The sequence below is a fragment of the Cellulosimicrobium cellulans genome (assembly GCF_024124905.1).
Lineage (GTDB): Bacteria > Actinomycetota > Actinomycetes > Actinomycetales > Cellulomonadaceae > Cellulosimicrobium > Cellulosimicrobium cellulans_G.
In genome coordinates this window covers 388,367-409,799 of the sequence record NZ_JAMXST010000005.1, presented here as the reverse complement: position 1 = coordinate 409,799, position 21,433 = coordinate 388,367, and the positions used below count along the sequence as shown (strand labels likewise).

The window sequence follows — 21,433 nt, the reverse complement described above, 5'->3', positions numbered from 1 at the left end:
AGCGCGGGCCCGGCCCGCCGAGGGAAAGGCACCATGACCTACACGTTCGACCCGCTGGTCCCGCGCCCGATCGACCTGCCGACCGAGGTCGCGCTCGACGGGCCGCTCACGCCCGAGCAGTCCCTCGCGCTCGACGAGGCGAAGATCTTCGTCGGCCCGGCCGACCCCGCCGACCGCCCGGCCTGGCGCGAGCGCCTCGCCGCGTGGCGCGACGACGCGCGCCGCCGCCACGGGTACACGGGCGCCGCGTACGACCGCCCGGACGCGGCGTGGGCCGCGGGGTGCTCGACGGTCGCGCAGGTGTGGCTGTGGGACGAGCTGCTGTACTCGTTCGAGGAGCACCGGTTCACGCCCGAGCGGTTCCTCGCCGACGCGCGCGAGCGGTTCGGCGGCCTCGACGCCGTCGTGCTGTGGCACGCGTACCCCGTCATCGGGATCGACGACCGCAACCAGTGGGACTTCTACCGCGACGTCCCGGGCATCGTCGACCTCGTGCGGACGTTCCACGACGCGGGCCTGCACGTGTTCGTCGACTACAACCCGTGGGACGTCGGCACGCGCCGCGGCGACGACGACCTCACCGAGCTCGCCGCCGTCGTGCGAGACCTCGGCGCCGACGGCGTCTTCCTCGACACGCTGAAGAAGGCCGAGCCGGAGCTCGTCGCGCGGCTCGAGGCCGCGCGCCCGGGCATCGTCCTGGAGGGCGAGTCCAAGCTCCCGGTCGAGCGCATCGAGGACCACTCGTCGTCGTGGGGGCAGTTCTTCGCCGACTCGCCCGTGCCCGGCGTGCTGCGCGCGCACTGGTACGAGCGCCGGCACATGCAGCACCACGTGCGCCGCTGGCACCGCGACCACTCCGAGGAGCTCCAGTCCGCGTGGCTCAACGGCGTGGGCGTCATGGTGTGGGAGGTCGTGTTCGGCGTGTGGGTCGGGTGGTCGCGGCGCGACGCCGCGACGGTCAAGCGCCTCGTCACGGTCCAGCGCGCGGCGCGACCGCTGCTGCTCGACGGCGAGTGGACGCCCCTCACCGAGCTCGCCCCCGAGGCGGAGGAGGCGGGGGTCTACGCCTCGCGCTGGGACCTCGACGGCGTGACCCTGTGGACGCTGGTCAACCGCGGGGAGTCCGACTACGACGGCCCCCTCCTCCCGCCCGACCACCCCTCCCGCCGAACCCTGGATCGTTCCTCGGCCGGGGCCGTCGGTGGGGAGGAATCCCGGGTTCGGCGGGGCGTGCGGGTGCCGGGGCGGGGGGTCGCCGCGGTGCTGTGCGTGGCGGACGGCGTCGGCGAGCCCGACTGGCTGCCGCACCTGCGCGACACGGTCGCCGCGCTCGACGAGACCGCGCCGCACGACCCCGACGCGCGGTTCCCGCACCGCCTCGCGCGGCGTCTCGCACCCGCTGCCGAGACCGTCGCGGCTCCCGGGGCGAGCGGTGCGCCCGGGGCGGGGGCCGTCGTCGTGCCCGCGGGGCCGTACGTGCTGACCGTCCGGTACCGCGCGCGCGAGACCGGGATGTACCAGGGTGCGCCGTACGTGGACGAGTGGAAGCCGCTCCCGCCACGTCTGCACGACGCGCGGACCCTCCAGCGCGACGGCGAGCTCGCCGCTCCGGTCGCGGTCGGGAGCGACGTGACGAACGCGGAGTTCGCGGAGTTCCTCGCGGCCACCGGGTACGTGCCCGCTGTCGCGCACCGCTTCCTCGCGCACTGGAAGGACGGCCGTCCCGCGCCCGGCACGGAGGACGAGCCCGTGACGTTCGTCGACCTCGACGACGCGCGGGCGTACTGCGCGTGGCGCGGCGGGCGCCTGCCCACCGAGGACGAGTGGCAGCTGGCGGCCGAGCAGCCCGGCTGGGCGCGCGGTGAGCCCGCCGTGTGGAGCTGGACGGGCTCCGAGCACTCCGACGGCCGCACCCGGTTCGTCATGCTCAAGGGCGGCAGCGACTACCGCGCCGAGGGCTCCGACTGGTACGTCGAGGGCGGGCGCCACGCGGCCGACTACGCCGTCAAGCTCCTCGTCCCCGGCCTGGGGCTCGCGCGCGGCGCGACCGTCGGGTTCCGCTGCGCGTGGGACCTCGCCGCCGACCAGCCCGCCGAGGAGGTGACGGCATGACGGACGCACCGCGCGTCTCGCGCGACCCGGCCGCGGGCGCGCTCGCGGGCCTGCGCGTCGTCGACGCGTCGACGCTGTTCGCCGGGCCCATGGCGGCGATGCACCTCGGCGACCTGGGCGCCGACGTCGTCAAGGTCGAGCACCCCACGAAGCCCGACCCGTCGCGGACGCACGGTGCCGCGAAGGACGGCGTGAACCTGTGGTGGAAGACGCTCGGGCGCAACAAGCGCACCGTCACCGCGAACCTCGGGAGCGACGGCGGCCGCGAGGTGTTCCTCGCGCTCGTCGCCGAGGCGGACGTCGTCATCGAGAACTTCCGGCCCGGCACGCTCGAGCGCTGGGGCCTCGGCTACGACGAGCTGTCCGCGCGCAACCCGCGGCTCGTGCTCGCGCGCGTGAGCGGGTTCGGGCAGGTCGGGCCGTACCGCACCCGCCCCGGGTTCGGCACGCTCGCCGAGGCGATGAGCGGGTTCGCCGCGATGACCGGCGAGCCCGACGGCCCGCCGACCCTCCCGCCATTCGGGCTCGCCGACGGCGTCGCGTCGCTCGCGACCGCGTTCGCCGTCATGGTCGCGCTGTCCACGCGCGAGCGCACCGGGCACGGGCAGGTCGTCGACACGGCGATCATCGAGCCCATCCTCGCGATGCTCGGGCCGCAGATCACGCGCTGGGACCAGCTCCGCACCGTGCAGCCGCGCACCGGCAACCGGTCCGCGAACAACGCGCCGCGCAACACCTACCGCACGCGCGACGGGCAGTGGGTCGCGGTGTCGACGTCGGCGCAGTCCATCGCCGAGCGCGTCATGCGCCTCGTCGGGCGCCCCGAGATCGTCGACGAGCCGTGGTTCGCGAGCGGCGTCGAGCGCGCGCAGCACGCCGACCTGCTCGACGAGGCCGTCGGCGGCTGGATCGCGCAGCGCACGCGCGACGAGGTCGTCGCCGCGTTCGAGGAGGCGCAGGCCGCCGTCGCGCCGATCTACGACGCCCAGGACATCGTCGACGACCCGCAGTTCCGCGCGCTCGGCACGATCCACGAGATCGAGGACCCCGAGCTCGGGCCGATGCTCATGCAGGGCCCGCTGTTCCGGATGTCCGAGAACGACGGCGTCATCCGCTTCACCGGCCGCGCGCACGGCGCCGACACCGACGCTGTGCTCGGCGAGCTCGGCTTCTCGCCCGAGCGCGTCGCGGAGCTCCGGGCGGAGGGCGCGGTATGAGTGCGGGCGCTCGGCCGGGTCCGGGAGACCGGCGCGCGTCCCGGGCCGGTGCGCCGCCGCTGACCTTGCTGTACGTGCCCGCGGACCGGCCCGACCGGGTGGCCAAGGCGCTCGGGTCCGCGGCCGACGTCGTGCTCGTGGACCTCGAGGACGCCGTCGCGCCGGCGCGCAAGGACGAGGCGCGGGGGAACGCCGTCGGGCTGCTGGACGAGGCCGCCGCCGCGCGCGGGGTCCAGGTGCGGATCAACCACCCCGCGACGCCGTGGCACGCCGCCGACGTCGCGGCCCTCGCCGGGCTCCCGCTCGCCGTCGGGGCGCGCGCGCCGAAGGTCGAGTCCGTCGACGAGGTGCGCGCGCTCGCGGCGGCGCTCCCCGGGCGGGCGCTGCACCTGCTGGTCGAGTCGGCCCTCGGCGTCGAGCGCGCGTTCGAGCTCGCGACGGCGTCGCCGCAGGTCGCGTCGCTCGGGCTCGGCGAGGCGGACCTGCGCTCCGACCTGCGGGTCGACGACGAGGCCGGGCTCGCGTGGGCGCGCAGCCGGGTCGTCGTCGCGGCCCGGGCGGCGGGGCTGCCGTCGCCCGCGATGTCCGCGTACACGCACGTGCGCGACCTCGACGGGCTCGCGGCGTCGTGCCGCGCCGGGCGGTCGCTCGGGTTCTGCGGCCGCACCGCGATCCACCCCGCGCAGCTCGACACCATCCGCGACGCGTTCCTCCCGACCCCGGACGAGGTGGCCCGCGCGCACGAGGTGGTGGACCGCGTCGGCGACGCCGCGGCGTCGGGCACGGGCGTCGTCGCGCTCGCGGACGGCACGTTCCTCGACGTCGCGATGGTCGAGCGCGCGCGCACCGTGCTGGCCCTGGCGGACCGCCGCCCGGCCGGCTAGCGCCCCGGCGCCGAGCACGACCCTGCGCGCCGTCGACCACGACATGAAGGTCGATATCGACCGGATAGCGACCCTCATGTCGTGTTCGGCGCGTGGGGGAGGGGGGAGGGGGCAGCACATCAACGGATCTCGACGAGGAGAACACGATGGACGGAGCACCACGGCCGCACCGGCGGCCCGGGACGACGGCGGTCGGGACGGCGCTGGCCCTCGCGGTCGGCCTGGGCGGGCTGGGGCTCGCGCTGCCCGCGACGGCCGCGGAGCAGGGCACGGTCGAGCCGGGGCGGGTCGCGGAGTCGGCGGCCGGGCCGATCGACTACACGGTCTACCTGCCGCCCGGCTACGACGACGCGGAGCAGGAGTACCCGACGCTCTACCTGCTGCACGGCCGCGGCGACACGCAGGCCGCGTGGCAGCAGGTCACGGGCGACCTCGACGAGCTCATCGGGGCGGGCGAGATCCAGCCGATGGTCGTCGTCATGCCCGACGCGCCGTGGAACGACCGCGGCTCCTGGTACACCGACTCGCTGTACACCGGGGACGCGACGGGGGCCGGGGCCGGCACCGCCGTCGAGACGGCGTTCACGCGCGACCTCGTCGAGCACGTCGACGCGACCTACCGCACGGTCGAGGACCGCGAGGCACGCGCCGTCGGCGGCTACTCCATGGGCGGCGCGGGCGCGCTGCGGTTCACGCTCGCCCACCAGGACACGTTCTCCGCGGGCATCGTGCTGAGCCCCGCCGTCTACGTGCCGCAGCCGCCCGCCGACTCCTCGGCCCGCGACCACGGCGGCTACGGCGTCGGGACCGCGCCGTTCGACGCCGACCGGTACACGGAGCTGTCCTACCCGACGGCGCTCGCGGCGCTCGACCCGGCGCTCCCGGTGCACCTGTTCGTCGCCGTCGGCGACGACGAGTGGGCCAACCCCGACCCCGCCGAGGCCACGCACGACATCGACTTCGAGTCCGCACGCCTCTACAACCAGGCGCGCCGCGTCCCGGGCGTGACGGCCGAGCTGCGCGTGCTCGACGGCGGCCACGACTGGGACGTCTGGCGGCCCGCGTTCCGCGAGGGGGTCGTCGACGTCTCGGCGCGCCTGCGCACCACGCCCACCGCGCCGTGGGACGCCGAGCTCCTCGGCTCCGCGGGCGACGACCGCGCGGGCGGGGTCGCGGCCCTGCCCGACGGCGGGACCGCCGTCGCGCTGAACCTCGCCGGTGCGTGGGACGGGTACGAGCCCGCGGGCGGGCTCGACACGGTCGTCGTGCGGCGCGACGCCGACGGCGCCGAGGTCTGGCGGCACGCGGTCGCGACGGCCGCGGACGACCGCGCGTACGGCGTCGTGCCGGGCGCCGACGGCGGCGTGCTCGTCGCCGGGTACACCAAGGGCGACCTCGACGGCGCCCACGCGGGCACGACGCGCGACGACGGGTTCGTCGCGGCCGTCACCGCCGACGGCGAGCGCGCCTGGACGCTGCAGACCGGCGACCCCGGCGCGGCCGACCGCTTCTACGCCGTCGCGCCCGACGGCGCGGGCGGCGCCTACGTCGCCGGGTACACGACCGGTGCCGTGGGCGACGCGCCGAGCGCCGGGGACAAGGACGCGCTGGTCGGGCGGGTCTCCGCGGCGGGCGAGCTGCTGTGGCTGCGCCAGGTGGGCGGGCCCGGCGAGGACAAGGCGCTCGCGGTCGCGGCCTCGCCCGACGGCGCGGTGTACGTGGGCGGGGTGTCGGGCGGCGGGATGCCCGGGGCCGAGCGTGCGGGCGCGAACGACGGCTGGGTCGCGCGCTACGACGCCGACGGCGAGCGGGAGTGGCTGCGCGCCGTCGCGACGAGCGAGAACGACCAGGTCAACGGCCTCGTGGCGCGCTCGGACGGGTCGGTCGTCGCCGTCGGGCACACGCGTGGGGCGCTCGGCGACGACGGCAACAAGGGGGACAACGACGTCGTCGTGCGTGCCCTCGACACCGCGGGCGAGGTCCTGTGGACGACGCAGGTCGGCACGTCGACCGACGACCGCGGCGTGACGGGCGTGCTCGGCGCCGACGACGCGGTGCTCGTCGTCGGCACGACGTACGGCGCGCTGGGCACGGCCGTCGGCGGGGTCGACGTCGTGACGATCCCCGTCGCGGCCGACGGCGCCCCGGGCGAGGCGACCCAGACCGGGTCGCGCGAGCGCGACGGCGCCGACGAGTGGGACGACGCGAACCTGTTCGCGGCTCCGGCCCCGGCCTCCGGGCCAGACTCGGACGACTCAGCCGGCACGACCGGCGAGGGAGCGGCGTTGCTCACCGGGCTCACGTACGGCGCCACCGCGGGCACGACCAACGCGGGTGCTGCGGACGTGTTCGTCGCGCGTGTGCCGTGGGACGCCGTCGTACCGGGCTCCGGCACGGGCGAGCCGCCGCTGACCGTCACCGCCGAGTCGCGGTGCCTGGCCGGGAAGGCCTACGTCGCGGTGCGCGCCACGAGCACGGCGGACGCACCGGTCGACGTCGAGCTCGCCACGCCGTTCGGCTCGCGCGCCGTCACGGACGTCGCTCCGGGCGCGAGCGCCTACCAGGCGTTCCCCGCCCGCGCCGCGACCGTCCCCGCGGGCGAGGCGACCGCGACCGCGGACGGCCGCACCGCCGTCGTCCCGTACGCCGCGCTCGCCTGCGCCTGACCGCTGCTGCCGCCGACCACGACCCCGCGCGCGGTCGAACACGACGTTGCTGTCGTTATCCGCCGGATAACGACAGCAACGTCGTGTTCGGCGCGGGGTGGGGGCGGCAGGGACCGGAGTGGTCAGCAGGTGAGGTGGTCGCCCGTCGTGGTGCCGACGATCTCGACGTAGTGGCGGAAGAGGCGGACGCGGTTGTTCATCTGGCGCGGGTTGCCGCCCTCGCACTCGAGCGGGCCGTTGATGGACCGGATGGTCTCGGCGAAGCCGTGCTCGCCGACGATCGCCTCGTGGCACGTCATCGAGGCCGTGCCGGGCTGCGTGTTCCAGTACCAGAGCGCGGTCTGCCACGCGACGGTCGGGTCCTGCTCGACGAGCCACGGGTCGGCCAGGAGATCGATCCCCAGCGCCTCGCCGGCCGCGCGGTAGTTGAAGTTCCAGCTCAGCTGGAGCGGGCCGCGGCCGTAGTAGGCGTCCTGCCCGGCGGGGCACCCGTAGGGCTGCGCGGGGTCGCAGTAGTGCGGGTAGTTCGCGGTGTTCACCTCGACGACGTGCACCAGCCCGTGCGTCTCGTGGCTCACGTTCGCGAGGAACGCCGCCGCCTCGCGGCGGGCGACGCGGTCGCCGCCCGTCGTCGCGAACTCCGGGTACGCGGCCGTCGCGGCGACGAGCCCCGCGTACGTGTAGAACGCGCTCCGCTCGGGGAACATCGCCTCGAACTGCTGCTCGGTCACGACGAACGTCGGCGGGGTGGCTGCGGTCGGCGTCGGGTCGGTCATGGGTCCCCCTCGTCGGGTCGGCGTGGGCGCGGCATCACGCCCCGACCCACCCTAGGCGATTCGTGAGGAGACCTGCGTAACCCGCGGCGAGTTCGCCCGCCGCTCCCCGCGGCTCGCACCGAGCACAACGCCACCCGCCCTCGAGCACGACATGAGGGTCGCTATCGGCTGGATAACGACCCTCATGTCGTGCTCGGCGGCTGGGTGTCAGAGAGTCAGGCGCACGTCGTCTCCGGGTAGGGCGCCGTCGACTTCGTCTGGACGGCGTGGCCGTCGACGTTCTTGTACGCGACGAGCGAGACCTCGCCGGCGTCGAGCGTCTTTCCCTTGACCGAGAACGTCTTCTCGACCGTCTCCCCGGCGGGGATCTTCGTGAACTTGTGCTCGCCCGAGACCGTCGTGACTCGGACGTCGATCGGTACCGTGTCGGTGTTCGTCACCGAGGTGGTCAGCCAGAGCTGCTTGCCCGCCGCCTTGCACGACGGCGTCGCCGTGCCCGTGAAGAGGACGCTCGTGGACCCCGGCTCGGCGCCGATCGTGGCCGCCGTCGCGGACTGGTCGAACGACGCGTCGCCGTACGTCGCGAACCAGCCCTGCGCCGTCGCGAAGTCCTCGGTGAAGGCGCGCGACAGGAGCAGCAGGAGCCGCGCCTTGACGGCCGTGAGGTCACCGCCCGCGATGATGCCGTTCCCGCCGCCGTACGACGACCCGGACCCGGTGCGCGTCGTCGAGACGAACCAGACGCCCTTGTCGCGGATCGCCGCGGTGCGGGCCTGGCTCATCGCGGACGAGATGCCCCCCGCACCCGTGCCCGCCGTGACGATGCCCCGGACGCCCGCGTTCGCGAACGCCGCGACGCCCTCGCCTCCCGCCTGCTGGTAGGACGTGACGATCTCGACGCGCGGCAGGGCCTTCGGGTCGACCTTCGCGAGGTCGAACGGCGTGAACCACTCCTCGGTGTCGCACGCCAGCACGCGTGCCGGCGCGCGGCCCAGCGTGATGTTGTCGCCGTCGATCCAGCCGAGCACGCCGTACTCGCGCGTCTGGAACGTGTCGGTGCGGTAGGAGTTCGTCTTGGTGACCTCGCGGGCCGCCTGGATCTCGTCGTTGAGCATGAGCACGGTGCCGAAGCAGAACGTCTGCTGCGACGCCGCGACCTTGATCGCGTTGTACAGGTTCGCGGGCGCGTCCGTGCCGAACACGAGGCTCGAGTCCGGCCCGGCGCCCGACCCCCACGGGCGCATCGAGCCGGACGTGACGACGGGCTTGCGCGACCGCACCGTGAGATCGAGCCAGTACGCGAACTCCTCCTGCGTGTCGGTGCCCGTCGTGACGACGACGGCGTCCGCCGTCTCGAGCTGCTTCTCCACCTCGAGCGTGAGCGCGTGGAACTGCTCCATCGAGTAGCCCGACGAGCCGGCGTTGCCGAACTGGACGGCCGTGACGTCGGCGACCGCGTCGAGCTCGGGGCGCAACGTGTTCAGCATGTCCTCCATGAGGTACGTGCCGGCGCGGTAGCTCGTGAACGTGTCGCGGCCGGTCGCCTTGCCGGCCATCGTGCCTCCGGTCGCGACGACGACGACCTTCGGCTTCTCCGCGGCGGCGGTCGCCGTCGCGGTCGCGTACTGCGCGGACGCGATGCCGAGCGGGTTGGCCGGGGCCGTCCCGGCGGCGAGCACCGGCGCCGCGGCGCCCTCGGCGCGCGCGGCGGCGGCCGACGCCCGGGAGTCGGCGACGGTGTACGCGACCGTCGCGGCGAGGGCCGCGCACGCGAGGACGAGCGCGACGACGGCCGCGACGGCGCGGCCGGACAGGGTCAGGGTGAACGTTCTCAACAGGGGGCCTTCCGTCGGGGGGAACATCTGGCCCGCCCGACGCTAGGGACCGTGTGTTGCCTGATGGTTGCCTGGACGTAAGAAGTACTCGCGTACCGGATCGGCGGGTTGCCGTCCCGCCGACGGGCGCCGACCCTCGGGCCGCGGTTGCCCCGGACGCGGGGCGGGTCCAGCCTGGCGAGAGGGGCCGGCGTCGGTCCGGCCCGGTCAGGAGCCGGTCATGGACGACCGCGACGCCGCCCTCCTGCGGGCGCACGAGCACGCCGCCGCGTGGCTCGACTCCCTCGCGACGCGGCCGGTCCCGCCGCAGGCGACCGTCGGGGACGTCGTCGCCGCGCTCGGCACGGACCTGCCCGACGGTCCGACGAGCGCCGCGGACGTCGTCGACCTCCTCGCGACCGCGTGCGGCCCCGGCCTCACGGCCATGCCGTCCGGCCGCTTCTACGGAATGGTCATCGGCGGCAGCCACCCCGCGGCGCTCGCCGCCGACTGGCTCACGAGCGCGTGGGACCAGAACTCCGCGCTGCGCACCGTGACGCCCGCGCACACCGCCGTCGAGGACGTGGCGAGCGCGTGGCTGCTCGACCTGCTCGGCCTGCCCGCCACGGGTGCGGTCGGGTTCGTCACCGGCGCGACGACCGCGAACTTCACGGCGCTCGCGGCGGCGCGCGGCGAGGTCCTGCGGCGTGCCGGGTGGGACGTGCGTCGCGACGGGCTGACGGGCGCCCCGCGCGTCCGCGTGCTCGTGGGCGCCGAGCGGCACGAGTCGGTCGACCTCGCGCTGTCCTACCTCGGGCTCGGCGCGCCCGAGGTCGTGGCCGCGGACGACCAGGGCCGCATCTCGGTCGCCGCGCTCGACGAGGCGCTGACGGACCTGGGCTCTACCTCGCGGGACCAGGGCTCTACCTGGGCTGACCGGGGCTCTACCTCGCGGGACCAGGGCTCTCCCTCGCCGGGGACGGCGGACGGCCCGACGATCGTCGTGCTCCAGGCGGGGAACGTGCACTCGGGGGCGTTCGACCCGTTCGACGCGGCCGTCGAGGTCGCGCACCGGCACGGCGCGTGGGTGCACGTCGACGGCGCGTTCGGGCTCTTCGCCGCGGCGTCGCCGTCGTTCTGCCACCTGGTCGCGGGGTACGAGGCGGCGGACTCGTGGGCGACCGACGCGCACAAGACGCTCAACGTGCCGTACGACTGTGGGCTCGCGATCGTCGCGGACCCCGCGCCGCTGCGCGCGGCGATGGGGATGCACGGCGACTACCTCATCCAGAGCGACACGGGCGACCCGCTCGACAAGGTGCCCGAGCTCTCGCGCCGCGGGCGCGCGTTCCCGGTGTGGGCGACGCTGCGCGCCCTGGGGCGTTCCGGGGTCGCGGAGCTGGTGGACGGCTTCTGCCGCCACGCGGCCGCGTTCGCCGCGGGCATGCGGGCGATCGACGGCGCGGTCGTGCTCAACGACGTCGTCTTCACCCAGGTGTGCGCGGCGTTCGGGGACGACGCGCGCACGCAGGAGGTCGTGCGTCGCGTGCTCGACGACGGGACGGCCTGGATGTCCGGGTCGCGGTGGCACGACCGCGGGGTGCTCCGCGTGTCGGTGAGCTCGTGGGCGACGACGGACGACGACGTCCGGGTGAGCCTCGACGCCCTGCGCCGCGCCGCGTCGTCGGGGTGAGGCCGGGCACCGACGTCGAGGTCCGGCGCGGTCCGGACCGGCTCGGCCCCGCCCGCCCCCGGCCCCGGGAGCGGCGCCTACACTCGCTGCCGTGCCGACCGCCGAGGACCTCGCCGCCGCCGTCCGTGCGCGCACCGACGGGACGCCGTACCGGATCGTCGACGAGCGTCCGGACGGGTTCACGGTGCGTCTCGACCGCCCGGACGTGGCGTGGTGGCGGATCTTCTCGCACAGCTACTACGCGACCCTCGTCACCCACGAGGTCCGCGTCCTGCCGGACGGGCTGCGGGTCGAGCTCACCGACGTCGTGCGGGACACCCACTGGGCCCTCGACGCGGACGGGCGGTTCGTCGAGCCCGAGCGGGGCTGGGTGCGCTCCGTCTCGCGCGGCAGCATCAGCTCGACGTTCACCGCGTCGATCGCCGACGACGAGTCGGGGGCGCGGACGCGCGTCCTCTTCGACACGGCGGCCGGGCGCCGGATCGTCACCGAGGCGGCCCAGAGCCTCGGTCTGAGCGTCGGCGCGTCGGCGCGGAACCGCGCCGCGACGATCGTCAGCCTGGTGGCGGCGGGCGTCGGGCTGGCGGTCGCCCTGGCCGCGGCGGTCCTGGCGCTCACCCTCGGGAGGGGCTGACGGCCCGACGCGCAGAGCCCCGGCAGGACGCGGCCCGGGCGTCCCCGCCGCAGCGGGAGGCGCCCGGGCCCTGCAGCAGGGCGGTCAGCGACCGCGGTGCTTGCCGAGGTCGACGCGCACGAGATGCCCGTCGGGCGGCGTCGTCTCGTCCGGGGGCAGCGCGTTCGTCGTCGCGAGCAGGCCCGTGCCGTCCCACTCCAGCCCGGCGGGCAGCGGGACCTCGACGACCGTGCTCGGGCCGCGCTTGCCGACCTGCGAGATCTTGCCGCCGAACAGCTCGGCCACGTAGACCGTCCCCTGGTCCGTCACGGCGAGGTTCGTCGCGCCCACGAACCCGGACCCGAGCGGGCGCACCTTCCCCTTCCACGGGTCGACCGTGTAGACGGCGCCGCGCGCGCCGAGGCTCGCGTCCTCGGGCCCGCCGGGGAGCGTCGTCACGTAGAGCACGCCACGGGGACCCACCTCGACGTCCGTGGGGACGGGCTCGAACCAGTAGGTCTCGCCGACGGCGCAGTCGGGCCACCCGACGGCCGCCGCGGCCTCCGCCGTCACCACCGCGGGCTGGGCGGGGAGGACGGCCACGGTCCGGACCTTCCCGCGGTCGCTGATCGACAGGATCGCGTTCGCGCCCGCGTCGGCGACGTAGGTGGTGCCGCGGGACGAGGCCGTCGCGTACGGGTGGGAGTCCGCGATCCCGGTGTACAGGCCCGGGATGGGCACCGGAGGCACCTGCGCGACGCAGGCCGGGTCGGTCTCGCGCAGGCCGTACGTCACGCCGGCGTCGGGGTTGTTCGCCTGCTCGTACGCGAACGTGTCCGCGAGGACGCGGGGCGTGCCCGTCGGGTTCCCCCAGCGGTCGGTGCGCAGCGTCGAGACCTCCGACGCGACCGGCCCCTCCTCGCCGAGCTGCGTCTCGGTGAACGTGATGCGGCGGTCGGCGTAGGAGACGCCGCCCACCTCGCCGCCGTCCGGCGAGGCGTAGAGCACGCTCGGCGTGCCGTCGCGCCCGACGGCCGTGAGCAGGCCGGGGAAGTTCTGGGTGACGTAGGTCGTGCCGCGTGGTCCGGCCGCGAGGCTGAGCGGGGTGACGAGCCCGGTCGCGACGTCGGTCACGGTGGGCGGGCGCGGGTCGGGCTTTCCGCCGCCGTGCGCGACGGCGGGGCTCGCGACGAGGACGAGGGCGGCGGTCGCGGCGGCGACGCCTGCGGGCAGGGTGGTGCGGAGTCGTCTCATGGGTGCTCCTGGTCCGGCGGTCCGGGGCGCGGCGGGGGTGTCGTCGCCGTGCCGCGGAGGCGGCACGCGCGCGTCGCGCCGGGGACGTGGGTGGGTGGTCGTCGGGCCGGACGACGTGGCGCGCCGCGGGCGTGCCGTGCGACCGGCGTGGCGCCGGCCGGGAGTCTGCTGTGCGTCGGCGGTGAGCACAGACCTCCGAGTGTGCACCCGGCGACCGTCCTGGTCCAGGACCGTCGCCCCGGGCGACGAGCGCCCGGGGCGGGCGGGGACCGCCCGGCGCCGCGTCAGCCGCGGACCGCCAGGTCCACCCACACGAGCCGGTGGTCGCTGCTCGGGAACGGGAAGACCCCGGTGAGCCGTGACAGCGGGTCCGCCTGGACGGGCCAGAACACCCCGGCGTCGCGCACGCGCAGGTCGCGCGACGGCAGTACGTAGTCCGCGCGCAGGTTGCCGGGCGCGCTGTCCGCGAAGTCGGCCGTGTCCAGCGCGGGGTCGCCGCGGTGGGTCGCGTTCGCGCCGCCCTGGAGCGTGGCGGCCTCGACGGCGCCGTCGGAGCGGGGTGCCGGGTCCTGGACGCGGCGGTGGTGGAGGAGCTGGTCGATCGCGGCGTCGACCGAGTCGCCGTCGAGCGGGTCGGCGTTCTGGTCGCCCAGGACGACGAAGCTCTCGCCCGGGTGCAGCCCGCCGCGGCGGCCGGCGTCGTCGTAGACGTACCGCGACGCCTTGCCGGGCGTCACGTAGTCGGCCCAGAACCGGATCTCGTCGTGGTTGCGCCGCCCGTTGCGGTCCTCGGGGCCGTCGAACGTGGGCGGCGTGGGGTGGGACGCGAGCACGTGGACCGTCTCCCGGCCGACCCGCACGGGCACGTCCCAGTGCGACTTGCTCGACAGCCGCACGACCTCGAGCTCCTCCGGCGTGAACCAGTCCGCGGGCGCGGCCGTCGCCGGGTCGTCGGGGAGGAGCGCGCCGGGCATGTCCTTCCACAGGAAGTGCTGGAACGTGCGGACGCCGCGCGTGTCGATCGGGTAGCGCGACAGCACGACCATGCCGTACTGACCCTCGAACGCCCCGAAGCCGAACGCGTCGTCGCCCCCGCCGACCGTGCCGTCGTCGTTGAGGTCGAACCCGCTGGGCACGCCGGTGTTCGACGGCGCGACGTACGCGTAGCGGTACTCGATCGGCTCCGCGCCGCCCTGGGGGACCTCGAGGTAGTGGTCGCGGAACAGGTCGACGGCGCGTCCGTCCGGGACGTAGTCGAACTCGTTGAGCAGCACGACGTCGGGCCGGGTGCGCTGGAGCACCTCGGCGATCGTCGCGGCCTGCGGGTCGTCGGGGGTCGAGAGGTCGGCCTCGAGCTCTCCGGCCGCGGCGCGGTTGAGGCTCGCGTTGTACGTCGCGACGCGGAGGGTCCCGCGGTCGTGACCGTGGCCGTCTCCGTGCCCGTTCGCGTGGCCGCCGTGCGCGACGGCGGGGCTCGCCGCGGCGCCGACGGCGCCCCCGGTGAGGGCGACGGACAGGGCGAGGGCCACGGCGCCGGGGACGGCGCGGGCGGGGGCGGCACGGCCGGTGGGGGCGGGGTGAGCGGGTCTCGTGGACACGGTGGCTCCTCGTCGTCGGGGACGGTGGTCGTCGAGAGGTTCCTCGTCACCGTACGCACGCCCGCCCCCGCGGGGAAGGGCGACGAGGTGACCGGCGGGTGAACGCCCCGGTGGCCCTGCCGGTGTGGGCGCCCGGTGGGATCCTGAGGCATGGACACCACGCAGTCCCGGCCGACCCGCACGTACCCGCACGGCGTGCCGTGCTGGGTGGACACCGAGCAGCCCGACGTCGACGCCGCGCTCGCGTTCTACGGCGCGCTCTTCGGGTGGGAGTTCGAGGAGAGGCTCCCGCCCGGCACGGGGGAGCGGTACGTCGTGGCGTCGCTCGGCGGGCAGGACGTCGCCGCGGTCGCGTCCGGGACCGGCGAGGCCGCGTGGATCACGTACGTCGCGGTCGACGACGTGGACGCGTCCTCCCGCGGCGTCCCCGACCTCGGCGGGGAGGTCCTCGACGGCCCGACGACGATCGGGCCGCCCGGCCGCATGGCGTCCGTCCGCGACCCCCAGGGCGCGACGTTCCGGCTGTGGGAGCCCGGGACGCGCGTCGGCGCGCAGCGGGTCAACGAGCCGGGCACGTGGAACTTCAGCGTGCTGCACACGCCCGACGTCGCGCGGGCGCTCCACTTCTACGGGCCCCTCCTCGGCTGGGAGGTGGACCCGGGGCTCGGGGCGGGCATGGCCCGCGTCCCGGGGTACGGCGACCACCTCGCCCGGACCGTCTACCCGGAGATCGACGCGAACCAGGAGGGCGCGCCGCCGGGGTTCCGGGACGTCGTGGCGGGCGTGGTCGAGGACGGCGGGCCCGCGCGGCACTCGGTGACCTTCGCCGTCGCCGACCGGGACGCCGCCGCCGCGGCCGCCGAGCGCGCGGGCGCGGTCGTGCTCTCGTCGGCCGACACGGAGTGGACGCGCGAGGCCGAGGTGCGCGACCCGCAGGGCGCGGTCCTCACGCTGTCGCAGTTCACCCCGCCCGAGGGCTTCTGACGCACGGACCAGGCGCGGCGTGGTCGCCCCGCCGTCCCGGCCGCGCGCGTGCGGCATCATGACGCGGTGAACGTCGTCACCCGCACCCCGCACGCCCAGGTCGTCGACCGTCTGCGCGCCGCGCGCCTCGAGTACGGACGCGTGGGCCCCACGGACGAGCGCGGCTGGACCTTCGCCGAGGTCGATACGGAGGTCGAGACCGACGACGGCTCGGCGGTGGACCGCGACCCGGACGTGCCCGGGTCGGTCGCCGAGGCCCTGGCCCGGGTCGACGAGCTGGTCGCCGCACCGTGGGTCGTGCAGCTCGACGGCGGGTCGGACCCGCTCCCGCCCGGGGTCAGCGCGGTCCTCGCCGCCCGGACGGACCCCGTCGCCCCGCCCGTCGTCGTCACCTGGGCGCCCGTCGACGCGTCCGCGACGAGCACCGACCACGCGATGCGCCTCTACGGCGACCCGGGCGACGTGCTCGCGGCCGTCGACGCGCTCGTCGGGCTGCGGGACGCGGCGACCGCGCAGGACCGCCTGCGGGAGCTCGAGCACCCCGACGACCTCCTCGACGTGTTCACCGCGCTCGCGGACCTCCCCGCGACCGACTCGGCGGCGCCCGACGCCGTCGTCCAGCTCGTGCGCGCCGACGCCGCGTTCGTGCGTGCCGCGGTGCGCCGCGCCGGGTCGGCGTGGGTGCGCGCGACCGACGAGCGCACCGCCGTCTGGACGCTCGAACGTCCGCCCGCGCCCGTCCCGGGCGAGCCGGACGACGACGTGCGGGAGGCCTTCACGGCGGCGCTCGGCGGGGAGTTCCGCGCGCGCTCGACGATCGAGCGCGGCCTGCGCGCCGGGGAGGCGATGCTGAGCCTGGAGCGCGCGGGGACCGGGGTCTCGTGGACGCTCACCACGCGCGGTCGCCCGTGGGTCTTCGGGAGCTGGAACGACACGTGGACGGACCTGTCGACCTCCGGGACCGAGGGCGCGTTCGACGCGCTCGTCGAGGTGTTCGGCGAGCCGCGCGACCCGGGACGGCTGCGCGCGCTGCTCGCCGCGTCGACGTGGCCCGGCGACCCCGTCGCCGACCTCGCGTACCTCCTGGGACTGCCGTCGGCGCTCGTCGAGGCCGTCGAGGACCCTGCCCGGTTCCGCCACGGGTCCGAGCGCGTGCAGCCCCTCGGCCCGACGGCGCCCCTCACCCCGCAGGAGAAGGGGGCGCTCGCGGCCCGCGCGCCCCGTCGCAGCGCGGGGAAGACCGCCCGTGACGTGGTCCTCGTCGTGCTCGGCCTCGGGCTGCTCGGGCTCGGTGCGGCGATCCTCGCCACCGACGGGGCCGTCGTCGGGTCGGACGGCTCGCCCGGGTGGGACGTCGCCGTCTGGATCGCGGGCGCCGTGCTCGCGCTCGTCGGGTGGGCCGGGCTGGGCTCGGCCCGCTCGGACCGGCGCCGCTTCCTGTCCGACGCGTGAGCGGGCCCGTCCCCGGCCGTCGTGTCGACCGGGGACGGACCCGCTGCCGGCGGGGTGCTGCGCGTCAGCGGCCGTCGAGGTGCGCGATCTCCTCGAGCAGGCGCCCGCGCACGGCCGCGTCGTCGACGAACTTCTCGACGGTCCGCCGCACCGACTCCCAGCGCCCCGCCTCGACCGCGCCGAGCGCGCCCACGAGCTGGCCGGGCGGGAGGTCGAGCAGCGCGAGGCGCGTGCGCAGGCCCTCGGGCGTGACCGTGACGACGACGGTCCGCTCCGCCGTCGCCTCGCCGCCCGCTCCCCGGGCCGTCGCGGAGACGGTGTGCTCGCCGAGCGCGAGGTCCGCGGCGGCGACGGCCGCGCCGTTCTCGACCGGCTCGCCGTCGAGCGCGACGACGACCTCGTCCGCGTCCGTGGCGCTCGCGGCGACGACGAGCGTGCCGCCGCGCTCGACCTCGGCGCCGTCGGCCGGGCTCACGACCTCCACCGTCGGCGCGGCGGGGGCCGGTGCCTCCTGCTCGCGCGCCTGCTTCCAGCCGATGAACGCGCCCGCACGGTCGGTGATGACGCCGTCGACCCCGATCTCGGTGAGCCGGGCCCAGTCGGCCGCGGAGTTCACGGTGTACGGCATCACGGCGATGCCGGCCTCGTTGAGGTCCGCGACGACGCTCGGGCGCGCGAGCAGCGCGCTCGCCGACGGGTTGTACATGATCGCCCCGAGGTCCTGCGCCACGGCGACGGGGTCGGCGTCGAGCGCGCCGCGCAGCAGGCCGCGCGGGATCTGCGGCGCGTGCTCGCGCGCGGACCGCAGCGCGGCGACGTCGAACGACTGCAGGACCACGCGGTCCTCGAGCCCGGCCTCGACGACCATGTCCACGACCCGCTCGACCTCGGCGGACGTCTCCGGACCCTTGATCTCCAGCAGGAGGGTCGACGAGCCGGTCTCCAGGAGGTCGAGCACCTGCGCGAACGTCGGCAGGTGCTGACCGGCGAACGCCGGGGAGAACCACGACCCGGCGTCGAGCGCGGTGACCTGCTCGCCGGGCAGCACGGCGACGTCGCCCGTGCCCTCGGTCGTGCGGTCCACGGTCTGGTCGTGGAGCACCACGGGCAGCCCGTCCGCCGTGGTGTGCACGTCGATCTCGACGTACTCGGCGCCGCTGCGCATGCCCGCCGCCACGGCGGCGAGCGTGTTCTCCGGCGCGACCGACGAGTACCCGCGGTGCGCGACCGTGACGGGGAGCTCCCCGTCGCCGCCGACGTAGGACGCCGGCTCGATCTCCGTGACGGTGACATCGTCGACGCTCACGGTCGCCCCGGCGGTCACGAAGCCCAGCGCGCCGTCGCGGGACCGGTCGATCCGGCCCTCCAGGAGGGTCTTCCCGTCGAGCGCGTAGGTGACCGCCGCGCCCTGCACCTCGACGGAGAGGTGCACGTCGCGACCCGTCGCCGCGTCCGCCGGGGCGGACGCCGTGTACGGCACGTTCCAGGCGTCCGCGGCCGTCCGCTGCGCGATCTCGACGCCGTTGTGCGCGGTCGTGGTGCTGCGCAGGACCGCCTGCCACCACGGGACCGTCCCGTCGGGCGCGACGTCGAGGATCGCGCCCGCCCAGCGCGACGCGTTGTCCACGCTCTCGAAGCGCAGCGTCGCGTCGAGGCGGTAGTTCTCCGCCGACCGCCCGAAGACGATGCGCGCGGGCGACGACCCGTCGGGCGCGTCACCGACGAGCCTGCCGTCCCGCACCTGCCAGTCGCCCAGCACGGGCGTCCAGCCCTCCGGGAGGGTGTCGCCGTCGAACGACTCGGCGAGCAGCACGTCGCCGGGCTCGGCCGCGGCCGGGGTGGCGAACGGGACGGTCGTCGTCGTGGTCGCTGCCACGGCGAGCGTGCTCGCGAGCAGGGTTCCTGCCAGCGCGGCCGCGGTACCGCGCACGGCGCGGCGTCGGGTGGTCGTCATCGGGTCCTCCGAGCGTCGGGACGGTTGCCCCGGCGACGCTAGGAATGCCGCGTGACGGCCCGGTGGACTCCGGGCGACGCCGGAGGGTCGGGCAGGTGACGGGACGCAGGTCCCCGACGTCCACCGCGGGCCCCTTCGAGCACCCCCTCGAAACGCCGCCCCGAGCGTCACCCGGGCGGCTCCGGCACGCGCGCCAGCAGGCGCACGACGTCGTGCCCGGCCTCCAGCAGCGCGAGGGTGCGGCGCGCGATCGCGTCGAGCCGCGCATCGAGCGCGGCGAGCGGGTCGGTGACGTCGGCCGGACCGGTGGCCCCGCGCAGCGCGTCGATCGCGTGGCGGACCTCCGGGACCCGGTACCCGGCCGCCCGCAGCGCCGCGACGACCCGGGCCTCGCGCACGGTCGCGGGTGGGTAGCGACGGGCCGACACCGCGCCCGTGCGGGACGCGACGCGCTCCGGCGCGAGGAGTCCCTCGTGCTCCCAGAACCGCAGCGTCGACGCCCGGACGCCCAGCGCCGCGGCGAGCTCCGTGATCGTGAGTTCCGACCCATCGGGCTCGGTCACCCCTGCGGTCGTGCTGCCGGGCGAGCCGGCCGGGTCGTCCTCCGACCGGATCACGAGGAGAGCGCGCCGTGCGGCGAGAGCCTCGTCGCGCTCGCGCGCGAGCGTCACGTGCAGCCCGGAGACGAGGGCCACCGCCTCGTCGAGACCGAGCGACCGCGCGTCGCGCAGCACCCGTCGCGCGACGACCGGCCCGACGGCGGCTGCGAGGCCGCGGTACGCGCGCAGGGCCAGGACGTGCTCGTCGCCGAACGTGCGGTACCCGTTCGCGGACCGGCCCGCGGGCGGCACGACGCCGAGGGCCTCCAGGTCGCGCACCTGCTGGACCGAGCACCCGGCCGCGCGCGCGACGTCGGACGTCCGCAGCGGCCGCGACGCCTCGCCGTCCGCCTCCTCGCGCCGTGCCGCACCGCGCCCCGAGATCGTCACTCCAACCCTCCACAAGCGCTTCAAGCACACACTCGAACCATGAGTATGGAGCAGATCCTCGGAACGGTCCGGTCCCTCGACGGCGTCCTCGTGCTCTCGCCCGGCCCGGGCAGCGAGTTCCCCGAGCTGGCGTGGGGCGACCACTTCTTCTACTACGCCCCCGACGGCGAGATCCCGCACGGGCAGCCGTACGGCACGGTCGTCACCAAGGACTACCCCGACGACTCCGCGTCGCGGCTCGGCGAGGAGGGCCGGTGGAGGGTCAACGTGCACGTGGGCCGCGACCGGTTCCGCGACCTCGTCGGCGACGACGCGCGCGACGGCGACGCGGCGGAGGCGGAGTCGACCGACGTCGTCGTGCCGCACCCCGTCTACGGTGCGCTCGGCTGGGTGTGCGTCGTCACCCCGGGCGAGCGCACGACCGCGCTCGTCCTCGACCTGCTGCGCGCCGCCCACGACGACGCCCGCGCCCGCGCCGCCCGCCGCACCGCGAGGTAGCGGGGGCCCACTGGCTCCCGCCGACCACGAGGTCGTACCGCGCCGAGCACGGGGTTGCTGTCGTTCTCCGGTCGAGAACGACAGCAACCCCGTGTTCGACGGGAGTGGCTCAGACCGGGACGGCGGCGCCCGCCGGCGCGGGGCGCGCGGCGACGTGGCCGTGCCCGGCGACGTCGACGCCGACCGCGAGGACGTGCGGGACGCCGTCGGTCACCTCGACGGTCGACACCGACGCGTTGGGCAGGGCCGCGAGGCCGGACGGGTCGAGCGTCGCGAGCCACGCGCCGAGCGTGAGCCCGTGCCCGACCACGAGCACGTGCCGGTCGAGCGCCGCGCCGGGGCGGGACGCGTCGTCGTGCGCGGCGACGACCCGCGCGAAGACGTCGCGCACCCGCGCCATGAAGTCCTTGCCGGGCTCGCCGCCGCCCACACCGGGGTGCGTGCCCGCGAGCATGCGCGGCACGAGCTCGGCCCACGGCTCGACCGCGTCGAGGTGCGACTCCGGGCGCCGCTCGTACGAGCCGAACGACAGCTCGCGCAGGTCGTGGTCGACGGTCAGCGGGAGGTCGGGGTGGTGGCGCAGGATCTCCATGGCAGTGAGGACCGCGCGGCCCTGCGGCGAGGAGTACGCGGCCGCGAAGTCGTGCCGCGCGAGGTGCTGCGCGGTGACGCGCACGCCCGCGCGCCCCGTGCGGGTCAGGGGGGAGTCGCACGACCCCTGCAGGTGCCGTCGCGCGTTGAGGTAGGTCTGCCCGTGGCGTACGAGCGTGATCGTCAGGGTCATCGTCGCTGTGCCCTCTCCGGTCGTCCCGGTCTGCTGGTCACGGCCGACGCTAGGGCGTCCCGGTGTCGTGACGACGACGTCCCGGTGACGAACGCGTGGCCGACGCCGGAACGCCGCGGGCCGGACGCGCCGCGGTACGGCCGCG

General features: G+C 76.0%; 16 protein-coding genes. 9 read left to right on the top strand and 7 right to left on the bottom strand.

The genetic code is table 11. The features are described from left to right. Window positions 1-33: 33 nt before the first annotated feature. From NHH00_RS17060 to NHH00_RS17045, 4 genes are all read left to right on the top strand, one after another. Window positions 34-2,112: an SUMF1/EgtB/PvdO family nonheme iron enzyme gene (locus tag NHH00_RS17060; protein ID WP_253054472.1), complete on the top strand. Its 2,079-nt coding sequence runs from the start codon at window positions 34-36 to the stop codon at window positions 2,110-2,112. Next, a complete protein-coding gene (locus NHH00_RS17055; RefSeq protein WP_253054470.1) occupies window positions 2,109-3,329 on the top strand; it encodes a CaiB/BaiF CoA transferase family protein in 1,221 nt (406 codons plus the stop codon). The genes NHH00_RS17060 and NHH00_RS17055 overlap by 4 nt, the downstream gene beginning before the upstream one ends. 74 nt (window positions 3,330-3,403) lie before the next feature. Further along, window positions 3,404-4,213 (top strand): HpcH/HpaI aldolase/citrate lyase family protein, encoded by an 810-nt coding sequence (locus NHH00_RS17050; protein WP_253054468.1) that lies wholly within the window; start codon window positions 3,404-3,406, stop codon window positions 4,211-4,213. Between the two features lie 146 nt (window positions 4,214-4,359). After that, window positions 4,360-6,879 (top strand): alpha/beta hydrolase-fold protein, encoded by a 2,520-nt coding sequence (locus NHH00_RS17045; RefSeq protein ID WP_253054466.1) that lies wholly within the window; start codon window positions 4,360-4,362, stop codon window positions 6,877-6,879. 122 nt (window positions 6,880-7,001) lie between these two features. On the opposite strand, the gene NHH00_RS17040 is transcribed toward NHH00_RS17045, so the two are convergent. Then, the gene (locus tag NHH00_RS17040; protein WP_253054464.1) at window positions 7,002-7,655 is read right to left on the bottom strand and encodes a chitinase; all 654 of its coding nucleotides are present in this window, start codon (window positions 7,653-7,655) and stop codon (window positions 7,002-7,004) included. A 215-nt stretch (window positions 7,656-7,870) separates the two neighbouring features. After that, the gene (locus NHH00_RS17035; protein ID WP_253054462.1) at window positions 7,871-9,490 is read right to left on the bottom strand and encodes an asparaginase; all 1,620 of its coding nucleotides are present in this window, start codon (window positions 9,488-9,490) and stop codon (window positions 7,871-7,873) included. A gap of 220 nt (window positions 9,491-9,710) precedes the next feature. Between NHH00_RS17035 and NHH00_RS17030 the strand changes: the two genes are divergently transcribed. Together NHH00_RS17030 and NHH00_RS17025 are read left to right on the top strand one after the other, a co-directional pair. Continuing rightward, window positions 9,711-11,162 (top strand): pyridoxal phosphate-dependent decarboxylase family protein, encoded by a 1,452-nt coding sequence (locus NHH00_RS17030; protein ID WP_253054460.1) that lies wholly within the window; start codon window positions 9,711-9,713, stop codon window positions 11,160-11,162. Window positions 11,163-11,253: 91 nt separating this feature from the next. After that, entirely contained in the window at window positions 11,254-11,796 is a 543-nt protein-coding gene (locus NHH00_RS17025; protein ID WP_253054458.1) for a hypothetical protein, read from the top strand. Window positions 11,797-11,880: 84 nt separating this feature from the next. Here the strand turns inward: NHH00_RS17025 and NHH00_RS17020 are convergent, their stop codons facing one another. After that, window positions 11,881-13,029 carry a ScyD/ScyE family protein gene (locus tag NHH00_RS17020; RefSeq protein ID WP_253054456.1) on the bottom strand — a complete coding sequence of 383 codons (1,149 nt, stop codon included), beginning with the start codon at window positions 13,027-13,029 and terminating at the stop codon, window positions 11,881-11,883. A gap of 284 nt (window positions 13,030-13,313) precedes the next feature. Then, window positions 13,314-14,627 carry an endonuclease/exonuclease/phosphatase family protein gene (locus tag NHH00_RS17015; protein ID WP_253054454.1) on the bottom strand — a complete coding sequence of 438 codons (1,314 nt, stop codon included), beginning with the start codon at window positions 14,625-14,627 and terminating at the stop codon, window positions 13,314-13,316. Window positions 14,628-14,777: 150 nt separating this feature from the next. Here NHH00_RS17015 and NHH00_RS17010 point away from each other — a divergent pair, with 150 nt between their 5' ends. Next, window positions 14,778-15,611 carry a VOC family protein gene (locus tag NHH00_RS17010; protein WP_253054453.1) on the top strand — a complete coding sequence of 278 codons (834 nt, stop codon included), beginning with the start codon at window positions 14,778-14,780 and terminating at the stop codon, window positions 15,609-15,611. A gap of 66 nt (window positions 15,612-15,677) precedes the next feature. Beyond that, window positions 15,678-17,063 carry a hypothetical protein gene (locus NHH00_RS17005; protein ID WP_253054451.1) on the top strand — a complete coding sequence of 462 codons (1,386 nt, stop codon included), beginning with the start codon at window positions 15,678-15,680 and terminating at the stop codon, window positions 17,061-17,063. A gap of 64 nt (window positions 17,064-17,127) precedes the next feature. On the opposite strand, the gene NHH00_RS17000 is transcribed toward NHH00_RS17005, so the two are convergent. Next, window positions 17,128-19,017, bottom strand: coding sequence for a glycerophosphodiester phosphodiesterase (locus tag NHH00_RS17000; protein WP_253054449.1), 1,890 nt, complete (start codon window positions 19,015-19,017; stop codon window positions 17,128-17,130). 167 nt (window positions 19,018-19,184) lie between these two features. Then, window positions 19,185-20,006 carry a MerR family transcriptional regulator gene (locus tag NHH00_RS16995; protein WP_253054447.1) on the bottom strand — a complete coding sequence of 274 codons (822 nt, stop codon included), beginning with the start codon at window positions 20,004-20,006 and terminating at the stop codon, window positions 19,185-19,187. Between the two features lie 39 nt (window positions 20,007-20,045). Between NHH00_RS16995 and NHH00_RS16990 the strand changes: the two genes are divergently transcribed. Continuing rightward, entirely contained in the window at window positions 20,046-20,504 is a 459-nt protein-coding gene (locus tag NHH00_RS16990) for a DUF6194 family protein (protein WP_253054445.1), read from the top strand. A gap of 109 nt (window positions 20,505-20,613) precedes the next feature. Here the strand turns inward: NHH00_RS16990 and NHH00_RS16985 are convergent, their stop codons facing one another. Beyond that, window positions 20,614-21,288: a histidine phosphatase family protein gene (locus tag NHH00_RS16985; RefSeq protein ID WP_253054443.1), complete on the bottom strand. Its 675-nt coding sequence runs from the start codon at window positions 21,286-21,288 to the stop codon at window positions 20,614-20,616. Window positions 21,289-21,433: the final 145 nt, after the last annotated feature.

What these genes read in the sequence shown, in the direction of transcription:
- NHH00_RS17060 (WP_253054472.1), top strand. Translation starts at nt 34, where the DNA reads ATGACCTACACGTTCGACCCGCTGGTCCCGCGCCCGATCGACCTGCCG.
- NHH00_RS17055 (WP_253054470.1), top strand. Translation starts at nt 2,109, where the DNA reads ATGACGGACGCACCGCGCGTCTCGCGCGACCCGGCCGCGGGCGCGCTC.
- NHH00_RS17045 (WP_253054466.1), top strand. Translation starts at nt 4,360, where the DNA reads ATGGACGGAGCACCACGGCCGCACCGGCGGCCCGGGACGACGGCGGTC.
- NHH00_RS17040 (WP_253054464.1), bottom strand. Translation starts at nt 7,655, where the DNA reads ATGACCGACCCGACGCCGACCGCAGCCACCCCGCCGACGTTCGTCGTG.
- NHH00_RS17030 (WP_253054460.1), top strand. Translation starts at nt 9,711, where the DNA reads ATGGACGACCGCGACGCCGCCCTCCTGCGGGCGCACGAGCACGCCGCC.
- NHH00_RS17020 (WP_253054456.1), bottom strand. Translation starts at nt 13,029, where the DNA reads ATGAGACGACTCCGCACCACCCTGCCCGCAGGCGTCGCCGCCGCGACC.
- NHH00_RS17010 (WP_253054453.1), top strand. Translation starts at nt 14,778, where the DNA reads ATGGACACCACGCAGTCCCGGCCGACCCGCACGTACCCGCACGGCGTG.
- NHH00_RS17000 (WP_253054449.1), bottom strand. Translation starts at nt 19,017, where the DNA reads ATGACGACCACCCGACGCCGCGCCGTGCGCGGTACCGCGGCCGCGCTG.
- NHH00_RS16990 (WP_253054445.1), top strand. Translation starts at nt 20,046, where the DNA reads ATGAGTATGGAGCAGATCCTCGGAACGGTCCGGTCCCTCGACGGCGTC.
- NHH00_RS16985 (WP_253054443.1), bottom strand. Translation starts at nt 21,288, where the DNA reads ATGACCCTGACGATCACGCTCGTACGCCACGGGCAGACCTACCTCAAC.